This is a genomic window from Microtetraspora malaysiensis (assembly GCF_001528665.1).
Classification (GTDB): domain Bacteria; phylum Actinomycetota; class Actinomycetes; order Streptosporangiales; family Streptosporangiaceae; genus Microtetraspora_A; species Microtetraspora_A malaysiensis.
The window spans coordinates 80,395-98,723 of record NZ_BBYJ01000029.1; the positions used below are offsets into that span (position 1 = coordinate 80,395).

Annotated in this window: 20 protein-coding genes and 1 riboswitch; of the genes, 5 read left to right on the plus strand and 15 right to left on the minus strand. The window is 70.8% G+C overall.

Going from position 1 to position 18,329, the window contains the following annotated elements:
- Positions 1–102: 102 nt before the first annotated feature.
- Both AWQ71_RS32440 and AWQ71_RS32445 read right to left on the minus strand, forming a co-directional pair.
- A complete protein-coding gene (locus AWQ71_RS32440; RefSeq protein WP_067140582.1) occupies positions 103–420 on the minus strand; it encodes a DMT family transporter in 318 nt (105 codons plus the stop codon).
- Between the two features lie 49 nt (positions 421–469).
- A complete protein-coding gene (locus AWQ71_RS32445) occupies positions 470–874 on the minus strand; it encodes a DMT family transporter (protein ID WP_084259532.1) in 405 nt (134 codons plus the stop codon).
- A gap of 142 nt (positions 875–1,016) precedes the next feature.
- Between AWQ71_RS32445 and AWQ71_RS32450 the strand changes: the two genes are divergently transcribed.
- Entirely contained in the window at positions 1,017–1,472 is a 456-nt protein-coding gene (locus AWQ71_RS32450; protein ID WP_067140585.1) for a MarR family winged helix-turn-helix transcriptional regulator, read from the plus strand.
- A gap of 168 nt (positions 1,473–1,640) precedes the next feature.
- Positions 1,641–2,417, plus strand: coding sequence for a methyltransferase domain-containing protein (locus AWQ71_RS32455; RefSeq protein WP_067140588.1), 777 nt, complete (start codon positions 1,641–1,643; stop codon positions 2,415–2,417).
- Between the two features lie 144 nt (positions 2,418–2,561).
- Here AWQ71_RS32455 and AWQ71_RS32460 read toward each other — a convergent pair whose 3' ends face one another.
- A complete protein-coding gene (locus AWQ71_RS32460) occupies positions 2,562–3,695 on the minus strand; it encodes an epoxide hydrolase family protein (RefSeq protein ID WP_067140591.1) in 1,134 nt (377 codons plus the stop codon).
- A gap of 96 nt (positions 3,696–3,791) precedes the next feature.
- Between AWQ71_RS32460 and AWQ71_RS32465 the strand changes: the two genes are divergently transcribed.
- A complete protein-coding gene (locus AWQ71_RS32465) occupies positions 3,792–4,784 on the plus strand; it encodes a helix-turn-helix transcriptional regulator (protein WP_067140594.1) in 993 nt (330 codons plus the stop codon).
- 87 nt (positions 4,785–4,871) lie between these two features.
- Here the strand turns inward: AWQ71_RS32465 and AWQ71_RS32470 are convergent, their stop codons facing one another.
- From AWQ71_RS32470 to AWQ71_RS32500, 7 genes are all read right to left on the minus strand, one after another.
- Positions 4,872–5,243 (minus strand): hypothetical protein, encoded by a 372-nt coding sequence (locus AWQ71_RS32470; protein WP_067140597.1) that lies wholly within the window; start codon positions 5,241–5,243, stop codon positions 4,872–4,874.
- Positions 5,240–5,788 (minus strand): DUF7676 family protein, encoded by a 549-nt coding sequence (locus AWQ71_RS32475; protein ID WP_067140600.1) that lies wholly within the window; start codon positions 5,786–5,788, stop codon positions 5,240–5,242. The genes AWQ71_RS32470 and AWQ71_RS32475 overlap by 4 nt, the downstream gene beginning before the upstream one ends.
- Positions 5,785–7,665: an ATP-binding cassette domain-containing protein gene (locus tag AWQ71_RS32480; RefSeq protein WP_218002053.1), complete on the minus strand. Its 1,881-nt coding sequence runs from the start codon at positions 7,663–7,665 to the stop codon at positions 5,785–5,787. Before AWQ71_RS32480 ends, AWQ71_RS32475 begins: the two co-directional genes overlap by 4 nt.
- A gap of 2 nt (positions 7,666–7,667) precedes the next feature.
- On the minus strand, positions 7,668–8,744 hold the full coding sequence (locus tag AWQ71_RS32485; protein WP_245658706.1) for an iron chelate uptake ABC transporter family permease subunit: 1,077 nt from the start codon (positions 8,742–8,744) through the stop codon (positions 7,668–7,670).
- Entirely contained in the window at positions 8,741–9,952 is a 1,212-nt protein-coding gene (locus AWQ71_RS32490; RefSeq protein ID WP_067140606.1) for an ABC transporter substrate-binding protein, read from the minus strand. Before AWQ71_RS32490 ends, AWQ71_RS32485 begins: the two co-directional genes overlap by 4 nt.
- 169 nt (positions 9,953–10,121) lie before the next feature.
- A riboswitch (cobalamin riboswitch) is annotated at positions 10,122–10,325 on the minus strand.
- 150 nt (positions 10,326–10,475) lie between these two features.
- Complete coding sequence (locus AWQ71_RS32495; RefSeq protein WP_067140609.1) at positions 10,476–10,682, minus strand: hypothetical protein; 207 nt, start codon at positions 10,680–10,682, stop codon at positions 10,476–10,478.
- A complete protein-coding gene (locus AWQ71_RS32500) occupies positions 10,679–11,470 on the minus strand; it encodes a COG4280 domain-containing protein (protein ID WP_067140612.1) in 792 nt (263 codons plus the stop codon). Before AWQ71_RS32500 ends, AWQ71_RS32495 begins: the two co-directional genes overlap by 4 nt.
- A gap of 89 nt (positions 11,471–11,559) precedes the next feature.
- Here AWQ71_RS32500 and AWQ71_RS32505 point away from each other — a divergent pair, with 89 nt between their 5' ends.
- Entirely contained in the window at positions 11,560–12,114 is a 555-nt protein-coding gene (locus tag AWQ71_RS32505) for a Chromate resistance protein ChrB (protein ID WP_067140614.1), read from the plus strand.
- Between the two features lie 141 nt (positions 12,115–12,255).
- Here AWQ71_RS32505 and AWQ71_RS32510 read toward each other — a convergent pair whose 3' ends face one another.
- From AWQ71_RS32510 to AWQ71_RS32530, 5 genes are read right to left on the minus strand one after another with little or no spacing between them, the layout of a single operon-like run.
- Entirely contained in the window at positions 12,256–13,053 is a 798-nt protein-coding gene (locus tag AWQ71_RS32510; protein ID WP_067140617.1) for an ABC transporter ATP-binding protein, read from the minus strand.
- Positions 13,054–13,060: 7 nt separating this feature from the next.
- A complete protein-coding gene (locus AWQ71_RS32515) occupies positions 13,061–14,089 on the minus strand; it encodes a FecCD family ABC transporter permease (protein ID WP_084259533.1) in 1,029 nt (342 codons plus the stop codon).
- Entirely contained in the window at positions 14,086–15,108 is a 1,023-nt protein-coding gene (locus AWQ71_RS32520; RefSeq protein ID WP_067140620.1) for a FecCD family ABC transporter permease, read from the minus strand. Before AWQ71_RS32520 ends, AWQ71_RS32515 begins: the two co-directional genes overlap by 4 nt.
- Positions 15,105–16,109 carry an ABC transporter substrate-binding protein gene (locus AWQ71_RS32525; RefSeq protein ID WP_067140622.1) on the minus strand — a complete coding sequence of 335 codons (1,005 nt, stop codon included), beginning with the start codon at positions 16,107–16,109 and terminating at the stop codon, positions 15,105–15,107. Before AWQ71_RS32525 ends, AWQ71_RS32520 begins: the two co-directional genes overlap by 4 nt.
- 34 nt (positions 16,110–16,143) lie before the next feature.
- Positions 16,144–17,241, minus strand: a complete 1,098-nt coding sequence (locus AWQ71_RS32530) for a C45 family autoproteolytic acyltransferase/hydrolase (protein WP_067140625.1) — start codon at positions 17,239–17,241, stop codon at positions 16,144–16,146.
- A gap of 91 nt (positions 17,242–17,332) precedes the next feature.
- Between AWQ71_RS32530 and AWQ71_RS32535 the strand changes: the two genes are divergently transcribed.
- Positions 17,333–18,286 carry a MurR/RpiR family transcriptional regulator gene (locus AWQ71_RS32535; protein ID WP_067140627.1) on the plus strand — a complete coding sequence of 318 codons (954 nt, stop codon included), beginning with the start codon at positions 17,333–17,335 and terminating at the stop codon, positions 18,284–18,286.
- Positions 18,287–18,329 lie beyond the last annotated feature (43 nt).

Sequence of the window (18,329 nt, forward strand, 5' to 3'; positions counted from 1 at the left end):
CCGAACGGCGAGTACGGCTACGCCACGGGTGCCCTCGGGGTGGCACGCCGCCCCGGTCGTGACCGACCAGGAATCACCTCGCGCGCAGCGTGCGCTCCCGGCTCAGACCGCGGTCAGGCGGAGCAGGATGGCACCGCTGATGATGCAGGCGAAGGAGATCAGCCGCGCGGCGGTGATCCGTTCCTTGAAGAAGATCGCGCCGAGCACGACCGTTCCGACGCCGCCGATGCCGGTCCAGATGGTGTAGCCGACGCTGACGTCCAGCTGGCGAAGGGCGAGCGAGAGCGTGTAGATGCCGCCCGCCGCGGCGAGCAGCGTGAGGATGGAAGGGACCGGGCGGGTGAAGCCCTTGGTGGCGTTGGTGCCGAGGGCGAAGGCGATTTCGAAGAGGATGGCGACGCCGAGGTAGACCCAGGTCATGACGGTGATCTTTCTGTGCGGGGTGGCTGAGCCGAATTGGATGGGAAGGTCAGGCGACCGCGGCCCTCTTGGCCGCGACGTTGTCGGAGATTCGGAGGCCGAGGGCGCCGCCGATGATGAGGATGAAGGCGATGACCTTCCAGACGGTCATGGGCTCGTCGTAGATGATCGTGCCGAAGATGACCGTTCCGACGGCGCCGATGCCGGACCAGACGGTGTAACCGACGCCCACGTCGATCGTCTTGAGGGCCTGAGACAGGGTGAAGATGCCGCACGAGGCCGCGGCGGCGGTCAGCAGGGACGGCCACAGCTGGGTGAATCCGTCGGTGGCATTGGTGCTGAGCGCGAACGTGATCTCGAACAGGGACGAGAAGAGCAGCCAGGCCCAGCCTTTGGACGTCGAGTTGGACGTTGAGCCGGACGTCGAGCCGGCAGGCGTCGGGTTGGCGGACATGAAGAGCCTCCAAAGATTGCTTGTACATGCATATAAGTGTGGATGTGCTCCGCCATGAGGCGGGAAGGGGTGGCGAACAAGAGCTTGCATGTACATGTATCCTGTTGTCAAACGCACCGACCACGGGAGGACCGTTCGAACCATGGCGCAGACGAACTTGAGCGCTGACGCCCTGCCCGCCTCCTCCGACCAAGCTGTCTGGAGCAAGGTTCTGGCCCTGCACACACGGGTGGAACGCAAGCTGACCCAGAGCCTCCAGCGCGCACACGGCATCGGACTCTCCGAATACCGCGCGCTGGCGGACCTCGCCCAGGCCGACGACGGCGAACTGCGCATGCAAGAGCTGGCCGACCGAATCGGGCTCAACCAGAGTTCGGTGACGCGCCTGGTCGGTCGGCTCGACGCGGTCGGCTTCGCGTACCGAGACGTCTGCACTGTCGACGGGCGAGGTGTCTACGCGGTCATCACCGGCGAGGGCCGCGATCGCTACAACGCGGCACGCGGCACCTACGCCGAGGTGCTCGCCTCCGAACTCGACGCCGCAGGCGCCGACCCCCAACTCGCCGGCGTCGTCCAGGCGCTGCGCAACGCACTGTGACGCCGGCGCCGCATCCTTGGCGGCCGGCCATTCGAACCGGCTCGTTCGGAACGCGTGCACGCCCGGCCGACGGCGAGTGATCGCGACCAGCGGGGATCGGGCCGGCCTGTACAAGACCTTGACGGCTTCTGCTCACGGTCTGCATGGGCGTCTGGTTGGCTTCAGGTCATGATCGACGCCAACAGCGTGTTCCGTCCCGACCCGATCGCCTACCTCGACGGGGTAGCGGCGAGCCTGCCAGGCCAGGCGTACAAGCAGCGGGTTCTCCACCTGCTCGATCTCCATCCGGGGCAGTGTGTGCTCGACATCGGCTGTGGGCCGGGCACCGACCTGGCAGCGATGGCGGCCGCTGTCGCGCCGGGTGGCAGAGTGATCGGAGTCGACCGAGATCCAGCCATGATCGCGGAGGCACAAGCCCGCGTCGCGGAGCACCCGCTGGTGGAAGTGCGCTCCGGCGACGTCCATGCCTTGCCGCTGGAAGACGGCAGTGTCGATCGTGCGCGCACCGATCGTGTGCTCCAGCACGTGGCGGACCCGGCCCGGGTGTTGAGCGAGTTTCGCCGGGTCGCTCGGCCCGGAGGGCGCATCGTCATGGCCGAACCTGACTGGGATGGCCTGCTGATCGACTCTCCTCAACCGGCGAGGAGCCGAGAGCTGACCCGCTTCATCACCGGCGAGGTCGTCCGCAACGCGACTGTCGGCCGCAGTTTGGCGCGGCTCTGTGTGGAATCCGGCCTCAGCGTGCGCTCCGTGCTGACCGTGGCGCCGGTGTTCCGCGACTTCGCCGTGGCTGACCAGATTTTCGGTCTGCGCCGTAACGCGGCCCGTGCCGCCGACGCCGGCTATCTCGACGGCGATGCCGCCCAATGGATCGAGACGTTAGCCTCCGGCCCCTTCCTGGCCACGGCCCTGTTGTTCCTGGTGACGGCGGAAGTGCCCGCCTGACTCGTCTTCGGCAGCCGGTCCGTCTCGCAGTGAACGCGCCCTCCGCGGCAATCGACGCCGGAAGGCGATGGATCCGCCGGCGGCGGGTGAGGGGCGCGCCGCCGGGCCGAGGCCCCTGACCAGGCGGCGCGTCGGTGCCCGTGGTCAGCGGATCTTGTCGAAGAACGCGCGGATGTCGGCGGCGACCGCGTCGGGCCTCTCCATGGCCACGAAATGGTGGCGGCCCGGGTTGTCCACCGGCCAGTGCACGACGGTGTTGTGCCGTTCGGCGAGCCGGCGGAATCCGGGCGGTCCGCTGTACACACCGGTCGGTGCGGCCTTCTGGCCCTCCGGCCAGCCGAAGCCGGTGCTGTCGTAGTAGGGCCACGACGAGGAGCCGAACGTCCCGGTGAACCAGTACAGGCTCACATTGGTGAGGATCAGGTCGCGGTCGATCAGCTCGTCCGCCGGCTGCGGGGCCGTGTTGAAATCCTCGAACTTCTGCATCATCCACGCCAGCGCGGCGACCGGGGAGTCATGCCACCCGTACGCGAACGTCTGGGGTGCCGTGCGGAGCAGCGCGTGATGGTCGACGGTGCTGCCGCCCGCCCACTGCTGCATCCCCTCGTACTGGGCGAGTTCCTCCGGTGTCATGCCGGGGACGTCCTCCTCGGTGGGGAACCCGAGCCCGCTGATGACGTAAACGCCGACAACATGCTCCGGGGCCGCCTTGGCCAGCTCGGGGGCGACGTACGCGCCGAAGTCCCCTCCTTCGGCGCCATAGCGGTCGTAGCCGAGGCGGCGCATCAACTCGGCCCAGGTCCGCGCCACGCGGGCGGCGTCCCAGCCGGCCTCCCGCGGGGGTGCGGAGAACCCGAAACCGGGCAGCGAGGGGATCACGACGTGGAACGCCTGAGACGGGTGGCCGCCGTGCGAACGGGGGTCGGTGAGGCGGTCGACGAGGTCGGCGAACTCGACGAAGGAGTTCGGCCACCCATGCGTGAGGATGAGCGGCAGGGCGTCGGGCTCCGGCGACCGCACATGCAGGAAGTGGATGTCCTGCCCCTCGATCTCGACCATGAACTGGGCGAACTCGTTCAGGCGCGCCTCGTGGCGGCGCCAGTCGTAGCCGTCGCGCCAATAGTCGGCCAGCTCCTTCAACCAGGCGACGGGCACGCCGCGGCGCCACCCCTCGCCGGGAAGCTGCCGTGGCCACCGGGTTCGGGCCAGGCGGTCACGCAGATCGTCCAGCTCGCTCGGGGGGACGTCGATGCGGAAAGGGCGGATGCCATTGGTCATGGGTGCTGTTCTCCTCGGGATCTCATGTGAACGTCCCCGACCGTAGAGGCCATATAGGTCAGATCCCGGCCTACATGGCGGGGCATGATGGACGCCATGAACGATCCCTCGGCCCGGCTGCTCACCCTGCTGTCGCTCCTGCAGACCCCTCGGGAATGGCCCGGCAGCGAGCTCGCGGAGCGGCTGGGGGTCAGTCCCCGTACCGTCCGCCGCGACGTCGACCGCCTGCGCGAGCTGGGGTACCCGGTGGAGGCGACCATGGGGGCCGCGGGTGGTTATCGGCTCGCCGCCGGCACGGCCATGCCGCCGCTCCTGCTGGACGATGAGGAGACGGTGGCCATCGCGGTCGGCCTCAGCACGGTGGCCGGCAACCCGGTGAACGGCATCGAGGAGGCGTCCCTGCGCGCCTTGGCCAAACTGGAACAGGTGCTGCCGTCCCGGCTGCGGCACCGGGTCGGCGCCTTCCGGGCCGCCGCGGTGTCGATGCTGACCGGGAACGGCCCCGGCGCCGACCCGAGCGTCCTCGCCGTGACCGCCGGAGCCGCCGCCGCCTCCGAACGCCTGCGGTTCGCCTACCGGACGCGGGACGGCGACGAGACCCGCCGGCTGGTCGAGCCACACCGTCTGGTGCTGGCCGGGCGCCGTTGGTACCTACTGGCGTACGACAACGAGCGGCAGGACTGGAGGATCTTCCGCGTCGACCGGATGACCGACGTCCGGCCGACCGGCGTACGGGTCCCGCCGCGGGAGCCGCCCGGCGGGGACGCGGCCGCCTTCGTCACCGGCAAGATGTACTCGCTCGCTCCCACCTACGAGGTCCTCGCCACGGTGCGTCTTCCCGCCGCCCAGGCGGCGGAGCGGCTCGGCGCCGCGCCGGGCGAGGTCCAGCCGATCGACGAGGAGAGCTGCCGCCTGCGCGGACACGCCGACACCCTGGAGTGGCTGGCGTCCCGGCTGCTCCTGCTGGGCTGCGAGTTCCAGGTGCACGAGCCGCCGGAGCTGCGGGCGCACCTGCGCACGATCGCGGCCCGCGCGCTCCGCGCGACCGACGACGCCTCCGAGAGGGGAGGCGCGGCGGCGGCCGGATGATCCGGGCGGCCCGGGATCGTCGTCTGGTGGTCCCTGGTGACCAGGCCGCCCATGCGCGGCCGGCCTGGTCGAGCAACTTCCTGAGCATCAGCCAGTGACCGGGTCCCCTCGTGGATCGACGCGGCGGCGTGCCGACCGGGGCCCCTGGAAGACGTGAAGCCCGAGAACCGCGGGTAGTTCGGCCAGTCCTGGGCCGCCGGCACTGATCCACTCCGCGATGTCGTCGGCCGCCTCCGGCTGGTTGACCAGGCCGAGCCAGACCGGGCGGCCACCCGCCGCCCGCCCGGCGGGTGAGGGCCGCACCACGACGACGTTGGCCTGTTCGCACACGTCCAGGCAGTCCGTGATGCGGACGTCGGCGACCTCGGCGAGCCTGCGCACCTGCGCGTCGTGGTCGAGCTGCGGCACCTTACGGCTGCTGCCGCAGCAGCAGCCGCGGCAGACGACGATCCCGCTCATCCGTGGGCAAACCCCTTGCCGGTGCGGTCCAGCGGATCCGGCTCCAGGCCGAGGTAGGTGGCGCGCAGTTCGTCCCAGGCGGCCAGCTGGGCGAAAGCCGGCGGGTCCTGGATCTGCTGGCGGTCGGTGAGGAACGGGTTGGGCAGCATCACGGTCATCATCTGCTCGTCCCGGCCGTTGAACAGACGCACCCCCCACGAGGTCGGGCTGCCGTCGGCGCCGATGCGGCGGTACAGCTCGGCACGGGAGCAGCGGCGGATCCGGCCGAGTTCGGGGCCGCTCGCGGTGTGCTCGCCGATGCACAGGTGGAAGTGCCAGCGGCCGAAGTCGACGGTGACGTAGCCGTCGTACAGACTGATCCGCTCGGGCGCGTTCGGCGCGGCGACCTCCCAGGCGGCCCCCTGGACGAGCACGCCGAACCAGATGTGCTCCCAGTACTTCTCGAAGATGTCCTTCACCAGGGACAACAGGGTCTGCTCGTCGGTGGGCAGCGCCCACACGTGCAGGGTGCCGTTGCCCTGTTCCTCGACGACGGTGTGGCTCATCGGGCTCCTTGAGATTCTCGTACGGCACGCGCCCACTGCGCGTGGCGGGTGTCGGGGTCGATCAGGGCGCAGTCGCCGCACTTGCCGCCGCCGGGCAGGCGGTAGTAGAGGCAGCAGCTGCGACGGACGAAGAAGGGATGGCCGGGCGCCGGTTCGGCCAGCTCCCCGGTGTCGCGCAGCGGGCTGAGGGCCAGCAGTTCGCGGCCCAGCGCGACGGCGGCCCCGGTGAGTTCGGGGCGTACGCGGGCCAGGGTGCGGACGCTCCCGGCCAGCGCGGAGGCCGCGTTTCCCCACAGCAGGCCGGGCGCGAGCTTCACGTTCCGCTGAACCGCCGCGGCGAGCGGTTCCAGCAGGCCGGACACCACGGTGCGGTGCAGCCGTTCGGCGATTCGGGCCGGATCGTGGACTCGCCATCCGTGCAGGTCGGTGGCGCGCAGCGGTAGCGGGCCACCGGTCACGGCCTGCCAGTGAACCCGTCCGGGATCCAGGTCGACGAGCAGGTCGTGGGCGATCGCCGCGCCGAGCGAAGGCGACCACATCCGGGCGGCGATCCCCTGGAACAGGATCGAGGCGGCCACCCGGGTCTCGGTGGTGTTCAGCCGCTCGGCTGTCTCGCCGATCCTGGCCTCCAGGACGCCCGGATCGGTGAACAGGTCGGCGAGTGGCCGCCATCCGGATTCGATGTGACCGATGCCGAGTTCGAAGTAGCCGCTGACGGTGGAGACGTCGGCGACCGCGCCGGAAACGGTCAGGGGAGTGGCGGGGAGCAACGCCGGAGGTTCCTCCCTCAGCGCGTCCGCCGCCCGGCGGCTCCATGCGGCCAGCTCGGGCAGCGTGGCGAACCTGACGACGTCGCCGTCGAAAGCGGCGAGGTATCCGTCGCCCGCCTGTTGTACCGCCAGTTCGGGACCGGCGGACAGCGGGGAGCCTCCATCGCCCGTGGCCTCCACCGGGCTGGACGGTTCGGCCGACTCGCCCGCGTCGGCATGACTGACCGGGGACGGACGCCAGCCCTCTCTGGCCAGCGCACGCTCCAGCAGCGGGCGGTGGACGTCGTCGGCGGTCACACGCACGCATCCTCCGCTGCCCGCCTGCAGCACGAACACTCCGGAGGCGGGGTCGAAGGACAGCTCGTCCCCGTCGAACGCGGCGCCGATCACTCCCCGGGCGGTCAGCTCCTCCGGTGTCCCGGCGTGCAGGACGCCGCCGGGCGCGAGGAGCCAGATCCGGTCGGCGACCCGCAGCGCCAGCTCCAGATCGTGGGTGGACACCACGACGGTCAGATCCCGCTCGCGGGCGAGGCGGCGCAGCAGGCCCATCAGGGCCACCCGGGAGGTGACGTCCAGGAACGCGGTCGGCTCGTCCAGCAGGATCGCCGAGGGCTGTTGCGCCAGAGCGCGGGCGACCAGCACCCGCTGGCGCTCCCCGTCGGACAGCTCGGTCACCGGACGGTCGGTCAGGTGGCCGGCGTGGACCGCCTCCAGCGCCCACGTGACGATCTCCCCGTCCGCGGCCGACAGCCGCCCGGTGAACCCGGTGTGCGGGTGCCGTCCCAGCCCGGCCAGCTCGCGGGCGGTCAGCAGGGCGGGCAGGTCCCGTTCGGTCAGCACGACGGCGAGCCGCCGGGCCAACGCGGCCGCCGGCACCGACTCGACGGCGACGCCGTCGATCCGGACCCGCCCGGCCAGGCCGGGCTGCAGCCCGGCCATCGTCCGCAGCAGGGTGGACTTCCCGGCGCCGTTCGGGCCGATCAGCGCGGTGAGCGCGCCGGGCGGGGCGGTCGCGTCCAGGCCGTCCAGCACCCGACGCGCACTGTGGCCGCGCCGCGCGGGATATCCGGCGCACACGCCCTCCAGGCGCAGACCTCGTTCGTCCACGGTCACACCGCCAGTCCGGTTCTGGCCACGCGGCTGCGCAGCAGTACGGCGATCACCACGGGCGCGCCGAGGATGGTGGTCACCGCGTTGAGCGGAAGCACGACCCCGCCGCCCGGCACCTGGGCGGCCACGCAGCACAGCAGCGCGACCGCGGCGCCGAGCAGTGCCACCCCGGGCATGAGCAGCCGATGGTCGGCCGTGCCGAGCGCCAGCCGGGCGATGTGCGGGACGGCCAGGCCGAGGAAGGCGACCGGCCCGCAGAACGCGGTCACCGTGCCGGCGAGCACCGAGGACACCAGCAGGGTGAGCGTGCGGGTCAGCCGCACCCGCACCCCCATGGTGCGGGCGTAGTTCTCGCCGAGGAGCAGCGCGTTGAGCGGCTTGACCCCGGCCAGCGCCGCCGCCAGCGCGACCAGGCAGACCGGGCCGAACAGGGCGAGATCGGCCCACGTCGTCCCGGCGAAGCTGCCCAGGCCCCAGCTGATGAACTGCTGGGCGCGCTGCGGGTCGGTGTAGGTCAGCAGCACCGTGATGACCGAGGTGGCGGCCGAGCCGACCATCACCCCGACGATGAGCAGCGTGATCACGGACCGTACCCGCCGCGACAGCGTGAGCACGAGGGCGAGCACCGCCGCCGCCCCCGCGGAGGCCGCGACGACGACTCCGGCCCGGCCGAGCCCGGCCACACCCGCGGTGAACGCGCCCGCCGCCCCGCCCCAGCCGATGATGATCAGTGACACGCCGAGGCTCGCTCCGGAGCTCACCCCGAGGATGTACGGCTCGGCCAGCGGGTTGCGGAACAGCGTCTGCATCTGCACACCCGCCGTGCCGAGGGCGGCTCCGGCCAGCGCGGCGGTGATCGCGCGCGGCAGCCGTACCGTCCAGATGATCTCGCGGACGGCGGGGTCGGCCGAGCCGTCGCCCAGCAGCGCGGGCAACGCCCGGGACAGAGGGATCGAGGTCGAGCCGAGCGTGACCGCCAGCGCGAACGCGATCGGCACCGCGATCGCCATGATCGAGAGGGCCGTCGTCCGGCGGCGGAGCGCTGCCGGGACGACCTTCAGCGCCGCCGCGGTCACTTGGTCATCTTCTGGTAGAAAGCGAACTCGTGACCGGGGGCGAGGTCGGGGTGCAGGATCGCCACCAGATCGCCCAGGACCAGGTCGGGACGGCCGACGCCGCGCTCCCAGTAGTCGTTGCCGCCGCCCGGGCCCATGGTCTTGTTCGCCGACCACACCTCACCGGTCTCGTACGCGGCGAACTTGGCGTAGCGGGCGTCGGACTTCCGCACGTCGCCGAGGGACGTCCACTCGTTGACCTGGGCCAGCCACACCTTCGCGTCCTTGGCCTTCGCCAGCACCGCCTCCAGATCCAGTGTGGAGCTGCCGGAGCCGGAGGTGCCCGCCCAGGGGTAGGTCCCGCCCGCGTCCTTGATCAGCCCGGCGACGTAGCTGCCGCCGTTGGGCATGTACCACTGGCCCTGGTACATCTGGCCGGGCAGCACGGTGACCGGCGTGGCCGCCTTCGCTTTGGCCGCCAGCGCCGTGTAGTCGGACTCGATCTTTCCGAACACCTCGTTCGCTTCGACCTCGGTGCCGGTGAGCGCGGCCATCAGCTTGATCCACTCGGCCCGGCCGAGGGCGGTGGACTCCAGCCATTCGGCGTTGGCGACCACCTTGATCCCGGCCTGGCGCAGCGGTCCGTACGCCTTGTCCTCGGTGCCCTGCGTCATGAGCACGTCGGGCTTGGCGCCGATGACCTTCTCGGTGTCCACCTCCTTTCCGGAGGCGTACTCGGTGATCGCGCCGGACTTCACCCGCTCCAGTACCTCGGGGGAGGTGATCTGTCCGGCGGAGGCCACGGCCTTGAGCCGGTCCAGCACGCCCAGTTCGGTGACGAAGGGAAGGTGTGTGGTCGAGGCGGAGTACAGCGACTCGATGGGCGTCTCGACGGTGACCGCGCCCGCGAGTTCCCCGGTCAGTTTGGGGGCGGGCGTGCCGCAGCGCACCAGCACGTACGTCTCCGGCTTGGCGCCGGGGGCGGGCTGATTGACCGTGACGACCTGGTAGTTCTTGGCATACGTCAGGGTGAAGTTGGCGGCGTGCCTCAGGGTCTGCTTGACCGGGAAGTAGTCCGTGTTCGCGTCATAGGAGGTGACACAGCGACCTTCAGCCGCCGAGGCGGCCGTCGCGGGGGATGCGGACGGTTCGGTTCCGCCGCAGGCGGTGAGCAGAACCGCGGGCAGTACGGCGAGCAGCGCGCCGCCGATCGGGCGGGGGATACCCATCGATGATCTCCTGGCGATAAGCCGCGCCCACCGTTCCTCGACGGCACACGCGGCGGCCGAGGGTCGGATCGCCCGGGAGAGGCCCGCCTGTGCGGGCAGCGCGAAGCACGCCACGCCGGTCGTACGGCATGCGGCCACCGTCCTCTCTTGGGGAGATCCGCCCCAATTTCCATGAGGAGGCGACCGCGTGAGTCTCCTGGCTCTCGGGTCGAAGCTCGCCCCGGCCTTCCCACCCGCGTATGGGCAGTGGCGTCGTCGGGGTTCGCTCGCCGATCACAGTGGCGGGACCGCGCCGGATTCACACCGGCTTCCTCGTTCCGCCGTCGCCTTTGTGGTCATGATCGCATACGGCGCATAGCCGACACAAAGGCCATGGTTGAGGGGCCGGGGCAATGCCTCGGCCCCTCAACGGGGCCGCAAGGCGCGGGGCGGTTGAGGGGCCGGTGGTTTCCGGTGGGGGTGGCGGGCCTGACCGTCAGGCGATGACGTGGGTGTGGAGTTCCACGGCTGGGGCGGTCATCGGTCAGCTCCGGACGTCGATGACGACGCTGACGACGAAGAACAGCACGAGCAGGGCGCCGCCGGCGATCGCGGCCGTGGCGGCGGACGCGCCCGCGAGCACGACGCCGAGGGTGAGGGCGAGGGCGGCGACGACGGCGGCGGCGATCTTCCAGTCGTCACCGATGATGAAGTCGTACCAGAAGTGGGCGAATCCCTTGATGAGTTTCATCGGGCGGTCTCCGGCTTGAGGTGGGCGGTCTGCGGCTTGAGGCGGGGCAGGTAGCGGACCAGGACGCGGGAGATGAGGAGCCAGCAGGCGATGAGGGCGAGGATGGCCCAGTCGCCGCCGGGCCATTCGAGGCTTTCGCCGGTGTGGGTGAAGACGCCGAGGCCTTCGACGGCCCAGTAGGCGCCGAAGCTGGCCAGGAGCAGGCCGACGCCGTACTTGAGGGCGTTCTCGGGGATGGCGGCGAGCGGGCGGTGCAGGATGAGGCCGGCGAGCAGGACGAGGATGCCGGCGGCGGCGGCGCCGCCGATGGCGGCGGGCATGTTGGCGGCGCTGAGCCCGAAGGTGATGACGACGAACACGACTTCGACGCCTTCGAGGAAGACGCCCTTGAATGAGATGACGAAGGCGAAGGTGTCGATGCCGAAGCGGCTTTGGCGTGCGGCCTGCCGCGCTGCCTCCGTCTGGGTGGCGTATTCCTCCTCCTCGTCGTGCATGGCCTTCAGTCCGGAGGAGCGCAGGACGGCTTTGCGGAGCCATTGGAGGCCGAAGATCAGCAGGAGGGTGCCGACGACGAGTTGGAGGAGTGATTCGGGGAGCCAGGTGCTGAGGGCGTATCCGGCGGCGGCGGTGAACGCGGTGAGTGCCACCAGTGCGGCGAGGGTGCCGGCGAGGGCGGAGCGCCAGCCACGGGTGACGCCCATGGCGAGCACGATGGTGAGAGCTTCGACGAATTCGACGAATGAGGCGGCGAAGGTTGAGGCGACGAGGCCCCAGGTTGCGCCTGTCACGGCGGCTCCTTGATTTGTAACAGATGTTTCACTGCATCTAATGCTTCAGGGTGTATGTCGGATATGTCAACTGGGTAGCCTTGGGTGCCATGACGATCGACGAGCGTTTCCTGCAGCTCGTGTACCGGGTCCCCTCGACGACATCGCGCGCCCGGGTGGCGGTGTGGCGTGAGCTGAAGCGCTTGGGCGCCCTCTACATCCAGCAGGCCGTGTGCGTGCTGCCGGACCGTCCCGGCGTCCGGGAACGCCTGGACAAGGTCCGCGAGCGCATCGACGAGCTCGGCGGCGAGAGCATGATCTTCGTGCTGACCGAGGTCGAGGAGCGCGAGCGCCACGCGCTCGTCGAGTCGTTCCGCGAGAACTCGGCGAAGGAGTACGCCGAGATCGTGGAGGAGTGCGAGACGAAGTTCTTCAAGGAGATCGAGTTCGAGCGGTTCCGGGAGAACTACACGTTCGAGGAGGCCGAGGAGATCCGTCAGGACCTCGAGAAGCTGCGCCGCTGGCTTCGCAAGGTCGAGGCGCGCGACTGGATGGGCGCCCCCGGCAGGGACCTGGCCCACGAGAAGGTCGCGGAGTGCGAACGGCTTCTCGACCTGTTCGAAGCCGATGTCTACGAGCGGGTCGGCGACCCCGGCGGGGTCTGACGAGCCGCGCGGCAGGAAACCGCGCGGCGCGGAGCCCCCGCCGCACCAGGTCACCCCGCACCAAGCCGTACGCGGGAGAAGCCCCGCGCACGACGGTCCCGCCGGGGCGGCGCCAGGCCCCGGAGGAGCTCGTACGGGCGATCATGCCGGGAGGGACACCGGACGCCGGCGCAACGGGATGACGAGCGGGCGTCCGCTCCGCGGGTTGACGCCGATCTCCACGTCCAGCGAGAAGACCGTCCGCATGGTCTCCTTGGTCAGCACCTCCCGCGGCGTTCCCTGGCAGACGAGCTCGCCGGCGGCGAGGACGAAGATGTGGTCGGCGTACTCGGCCGCCATGTTGAAGTCGTGCAGGACCATGGCGATCGTCTTGCCCTCCTCGCCGTTGAGCCGGGCCAGCAGGTCGAGCAGTTCGAGCTGGTAGGTGACGTCGAGGAAGGTCGTCGGTTCGTCCAGCAGGAGCAGGCCGGTCTGCTGTGCCAGGCACACCGCGATCCACACCCGCTGGCGCTGGCCGCCGGAGAGCTGGTCGACGTACTGGTCGCGCAGCGCCGCGGTGTCGGTCGAACGCAGCGCCCACTCGACCATCTCGCGGTCCTGCGGTGAGGGCGCGCCCACGGTACGACGGTGCGGATGGCGCCCGAACCAGACCAGGTCCTCCACGGTGATGGCCTCCGGGGTGGTGAGCACCTGCGGGAGGATCGCGAGCCGCCGGGCGATCTCCTTGGTGGGCAGGGACTGGATGGAGGCGCCGTCCAGCAGCACCCGGCCCCCGGCCGGGCGTAGCAGCCGGGCGAGGCTCTTCAACGCGGTGGACTTTCCCGACCCGTTCGGACCGATGAGGACGCTCACCTGGTTGTCGGGGATCTCCAGGGAGAGGTTCCTGGCCACCACCTTGCGGTCGTAGCGCAGTTCCACACCCTCGGCGGAAAGGCGCATGTCGGGCCTACCTTCCGGTTCGCATGAGCAGGTAGAGGAAATACGGCGCGCCGATCACCGCGGTGATCAGGCCGGCGGGGATCTCCAGGGGAGGGCTGATCCCGCGACCGAGGGTGTCCGCGCCGAGCGTGAGCAGGACGCCGACGGCGGCGGCCATGGGCGTGAGCGCCGCCATCCGGCCGCCGATCAACCGCCGGGCGATGTGCGGGGCGATCAGGCTGACGAACGACAGCGTGCCCGCGGCGGCGACCGCGCCCGAGGCCAGGACGACGGCCACCGCGATGGCCAGCCGGCGGGTGCCCTCGGCCCGCTCGCCCAGCCCGACCGCCATCGGATCGCCGAGCCCCATCACGTCCAGCCGCCGGCCGAGGAACACGACCACGGGAAGGCAGACGACGACCCACGGCACCGTGATCGCCACGGTCTGCCAGGTCCTCCCGAAGAAGCTGCCGGCCAGCCAGATCAGCGAGCCGTTCACGTTCTGCGGATAGCGCATCAGCAGGAAGCGGATCACTGCCTCGCAGCAGGCGCTCGCGGCGACTCCGACCAGGGCCAGCCGGATCGGCGTGGTGCCGCCCCGGTACGCGAGCGTGTACACGACGACGGTGACGGTCACGCCGCCGGCCAGCGCGGCGACCGGCAGCAGGCTGAGCGGGGTGGCGGGCAGGATCAGCACCACGAACAGGGCGGTAACGCCGGCGCCCCTGGTCACCCCGAGCACGTCCGGCGAGGCCAGCGGGTTGCGGATGACGCTCTGCAGGACCGCGCCGGAGGCGCCGAGCCCCGCGCCGACCGCCCAGCAGAGGATGATCCGGGGGATCTGGTAGTCCCATATCAGCCGGCTCAGCGCGTCGTCCGCCCGGCCGGTGAGCGCGTCCACCACGTCACCGAAGGGGAGCGGGACCGAGGCCACCGTGAGGCTGTACGCGGTGACGACGACCGCGAGGCCGGCGGCGGCGAGGTACCACCTGCCCCGCGCGGTGCGGTGGGACGCGGCGGTCGAGGCCGGCGACGGCGAGGGCGCGATGGCGGTCATGCGGATTTCCTGTCTCGCCGGGCCAGCCAGACGAAGTACGGCGCGCCGAGCAGCGCGGTGACGACGCCGGCGGGCACCTCGTTGGGCGGGTTGACGAAGTGGCTGACCGCGTCCGCGAGCACCAGCAGCGCGCCCCCGAAGAGCGCCGACACCGGCAGGAGCCGGACGTGGTCGGATCCGACCAGCCGTCGCGCCATGTGGGGGACCACCAGGCCGACGAAGCCGATCGGCCCGGCCACCGCCACGCAGGCGCCGCTGATCAGGATCACCAGCGCGGCCCCGCAGAGCCGTACGAGCGCGACCCGCTGGCCGAGCGAGCGGGCCATCTCCTCGCCGAGGGCGAGAACGTTGAGCCGGCTCGCCATGGCGAGGCAGCCCGCGATCCCGGCCAGGGCGACGGGCAGGATGGTCCACGCCTCGCGCCACTGGCTCAGGTTGACCCCGCCGACCAGCCAGTAGACCACGCTCTCCGCGTTGTTCTCGTGAAAGATGATCAGTCCCTGGGTGAGGGAGAGCAGCAGAGCCGAGACGGTCACGCCGCCGAGGATCAGGCGGTTCTCGCGCAGCCCGGAGCCCTTGCTCCGGCCGGCTAGGGCGAGTACGGCGCAGCCGGCCGCCGCCGCGCCGCACAGCGCGAGCGCGACAGTGGACACCTCGGCGAGCCGCGGCACCACCGTGAGTGCCAGCACCACGGCGAAGCTCGCGCCCGCGGTGACGCCGAGCAGGTCGGGGGCCGCCAGCGGGTTGCCGGTGACGCCCTGCATGACCACGCCCGCCGCCGCCAGGGCCGCCCCGACGGCGAGGGCGACGAGCACACGGGGCAGCCGGATGTCGGCCACGATCATCTCGCCGGGGGTGGACGCGTGGCCGGTCAGCACGCTGATCACCTCACCGGCCGGGACCTGTACGGCCCCCAGCGTGAGATGCCACACGGCGGCCGCGATGACGAGGACGAGGCCACCCGCCGCGGCCGCGAGCCACGGCCGCGCCGGGTGCCGTCGCCGGAGGGTCGCCGTCATTTCGCGTTCAGGAGGAGGTCGGCCGCCTGCTCGGCGACCATCTCGGCCGCGGTCACCCCCCGGTTGCGGGCCCACACGTCCGGGTCGACGGAGAACAGGCGGTTCGACGCCACCGCCGGTATCCCCGTGAAGAGCTTGTTGGCCCGCCACGCGGTGATCGGGTTCTGGGGGGTGTAGTTCGCGATGAACATCGCCTCGGGGGCGGTCGCGACGAGGGTCTCCAGCCCCATGTCCGCCTGCGGTTGGGATTGGTCGGCCGGAAGCGCGGGCTCCAGGCCGATCGCCGACAGCACGCTGGGCACGAACGCCGCGCCATTGTGCGCGCTGAACGTCTTGTCCGCGGCGACGGCGAACAGGGCCTTCGGCTTGGCGGGCAGCCCGTCGATCCTCGTCTTGATCGAGGCGAGCTTGTCCTGGAGACCCGTCACGGCCTTCTCCATCTCGGCGCACCGGTTGAGCGCCTGGCCGAGAACGCGCATCGCCGCGATGTTCGCGGCGAGGTCGCCCTCCTGGCTGGTCAGCGCGATCGTCGGGGCCATCGCCGAGAGCTGCGGATAGATGTCGGCGTTCCGCTTGGCGTCGATGATGATGAGGTCGGGCCTGAGCGAGGCGATCACCGGCAGGCTGGGCGACTTGCGCAGTCCGAGGGAGGTGTAGTCGCCCAGACGTTCCCTGATCGGTTGGATGATGCGGTTCCGGTCGCTGTCGTCCGCCACGCCGACCGGGCGCACGCCCAGCAGGCCGGCCCCGTCGGCGAAGGAGAACTCGGTCACGACGACGCGGGACGGATCGCCTGTGACGGTCGTCGTGCCCAGCGCGTGCGCGATGGTCCTCTCGGTCTTGCCGCACTGACCGGCGCCGCCCCCGGCGCCGTCTCCCGCGCCGCCGGCGAGGCCGGCGGCCCCCTGGGAGCCCGTGGAGCCGGCGGTGCCCCCGCACGCCGCCAGCGAAATGACGAGGAGCAGCGCGATGGCCGCCGGCCTCAGGGTGGAGAACTTCATGGTGAGGGGCACTCCTCTTCGGTACGCCGAGAGTTCAGGAGTAGAGGTTGACAGGGATCAGGTCGTAGCCGTTCTCGCAGGGGTTGCCGGAGGTCAGCCAGTAGTCGCCGGAGGTGAGGTCGACGAGGCTGGAGGCGACGGTCTGGTAGCGGTCGGTGTCCGGCTTGTTTGGGTTCGGATGATTGCACACCGATTCCGGCCAGCCGAAGTGGTCGGACATCGTGTCGCGGATAACCGCTCTGACCTTGGCCGGCTCCGTGGTGTCTCGCACCGCGCGCAGCCCCTGCCGGATGCGCTGCACCCGGTAGAGGGAGTCGACGGCGAAGGGCTTGTAGGAGTCGTTGATCTGCTCGGGCACGAACGCCTCGAAGTGGTTGCCGTGGACCAGGACCCCGTCGTCGGGATACATCCAGTGGTGGCGGCCGGGGGTGGTCTCGATGTCGATGGCGAAGCCGTCGCGGTGCGTGAGCAGGATGTTCGTGGAGAACCCCTGGCGTACGTGGAAGACGGCGTCGAGCGCGTCGTGCATGTTCCAGGAGTCGAGCGCCTTGCGGCGGACGAACGGGCCGGGGACGCCGAGCCCGGTGCCGAAGCGGGGACCGAGTCCGTTGGCGTTCAGGGCGATGCCCGCCGAGTTGGCCCCCTGCCGGCCCACCTGGCCGGCCTCGACCTGCATGATGATCGTCGGCTTGCCCGGCTGCTCGATGCGCAGCATCATGACCGTCTCGGCGGTCGCGCACTGCCAGTCCCAGTTCTGCCCGCAGTAGACGCGTCCGTCGCCGGACGCCTCCGCGAGCACGGCGAAGGACGAGCACTCCTCCTCGGAGGCGGCGAAAGGATTTCCGTTGTGCATCTCCCCGCGCCCGTTCAGGGCGAGGATCTCGTGGAAGGTGCGATTGGCCCCTTCGGCGATCCCGCGCACCTCGTCGAGGATCTCGGGGTGGTACGCCTCGATGAGGGGCACCCAGCCCTGTGTCTGCTCGGTGACGGAGGCCCACGGCAGGCCCGCCTTCTGCGCGAAGCTGTGCGCGTACCACTCGACGGCTTTATCGATCTTGTCCCGGGCCGCCTCGCCGTACTGGCGGCCGCGTTCGCGAGGGGTTCCGGAGATTTGGACGAGATCCACAGCCATGATGTCTCCTTCGCATCGGCTGGTGTACGGGTAAGGTAGAGGTCACTACAAGGTCGGTCAAGGGTGTGATGTGTCTACTACAGCGATACCGGTGAACGCCCTGCTGGAACGCGTGCAGGCGCGGCGTGGAGAACTGAGCCCTGCGGCTCAGCGCGTTGTCGACTTCCTTCTGGAGAATCCCGAAACCACGGTCTTCCTCTCCTCGGCGGAGCTCGGCCGGCTCACCAGGACCAGCGACGCCACGGTGATCCGCACCATCAAGCGGCTCGGCTACGGTGGGCTCGACGAGCTGCGCGAGGAGGTCAAGCAGGCGATCGACGACCGACTGAACCCCGTCCGTCGGCTGCAGCGCAGCCTGGACTGGGCCGGGGCCGATCCGGAGACCGTGCTCGCGCACACCCTGGAGCTGCACGCGACCCTGCTCGAGGACGCGCGGCGCACGCTGTCGCCCGCGCAGTTCAGCGGCGCCGTCCAGCTCCTGGACCGGGCCTCGTCGGTGCTCGTCTTCGGCATCGGCCCGCTCGGGTTCGTCGCCGACTACCTGGCGCTGCGGCTGGTCCGCGTCGGCGTCCCGGCGTACGGCGCCACCGCCACGGGTTTCCGGCTGGCCGACGACCTGCTGAACTTGACCAGGCACCACGTCGTGGTGATGTTCGCGTACGACAGCATCCGGCGGGAGACCGAGGTAGTGCTCCAGCAGGCCGCCAGGGTCGGCGCCCCGGTGATCCTGATCACCGACTCCCTGGGCCGGGTTCTCGGCCCGCAGGTGCAGGTGGTGCTCAGTGCGCCGGTCGTGCGCAGCAGCATGCTCAGCTCCTATACGACGTCACTGCTCGTGGCGGACGCCCTGGCGCTGTCAGTCGCGTCCAGGTCGCGGAGGCGCGGCGAGCGCCACTTCGCGGAGCTGGAGCGGCTCCGTGCGCTGCTCGGCCGTCAGGAGCACGTGGGCTGGTCGTCGCTCGGGCCGGACGCCGGCGCGGCCGATGGCGAAGAACGCCATGAGGAGGAGCCCACCGATCCCGAGGATCCCCGCGGACGGGGATGACTGGCGTTTCCGCGAACTCGACCAAGGAGACCATTCCGGCGCC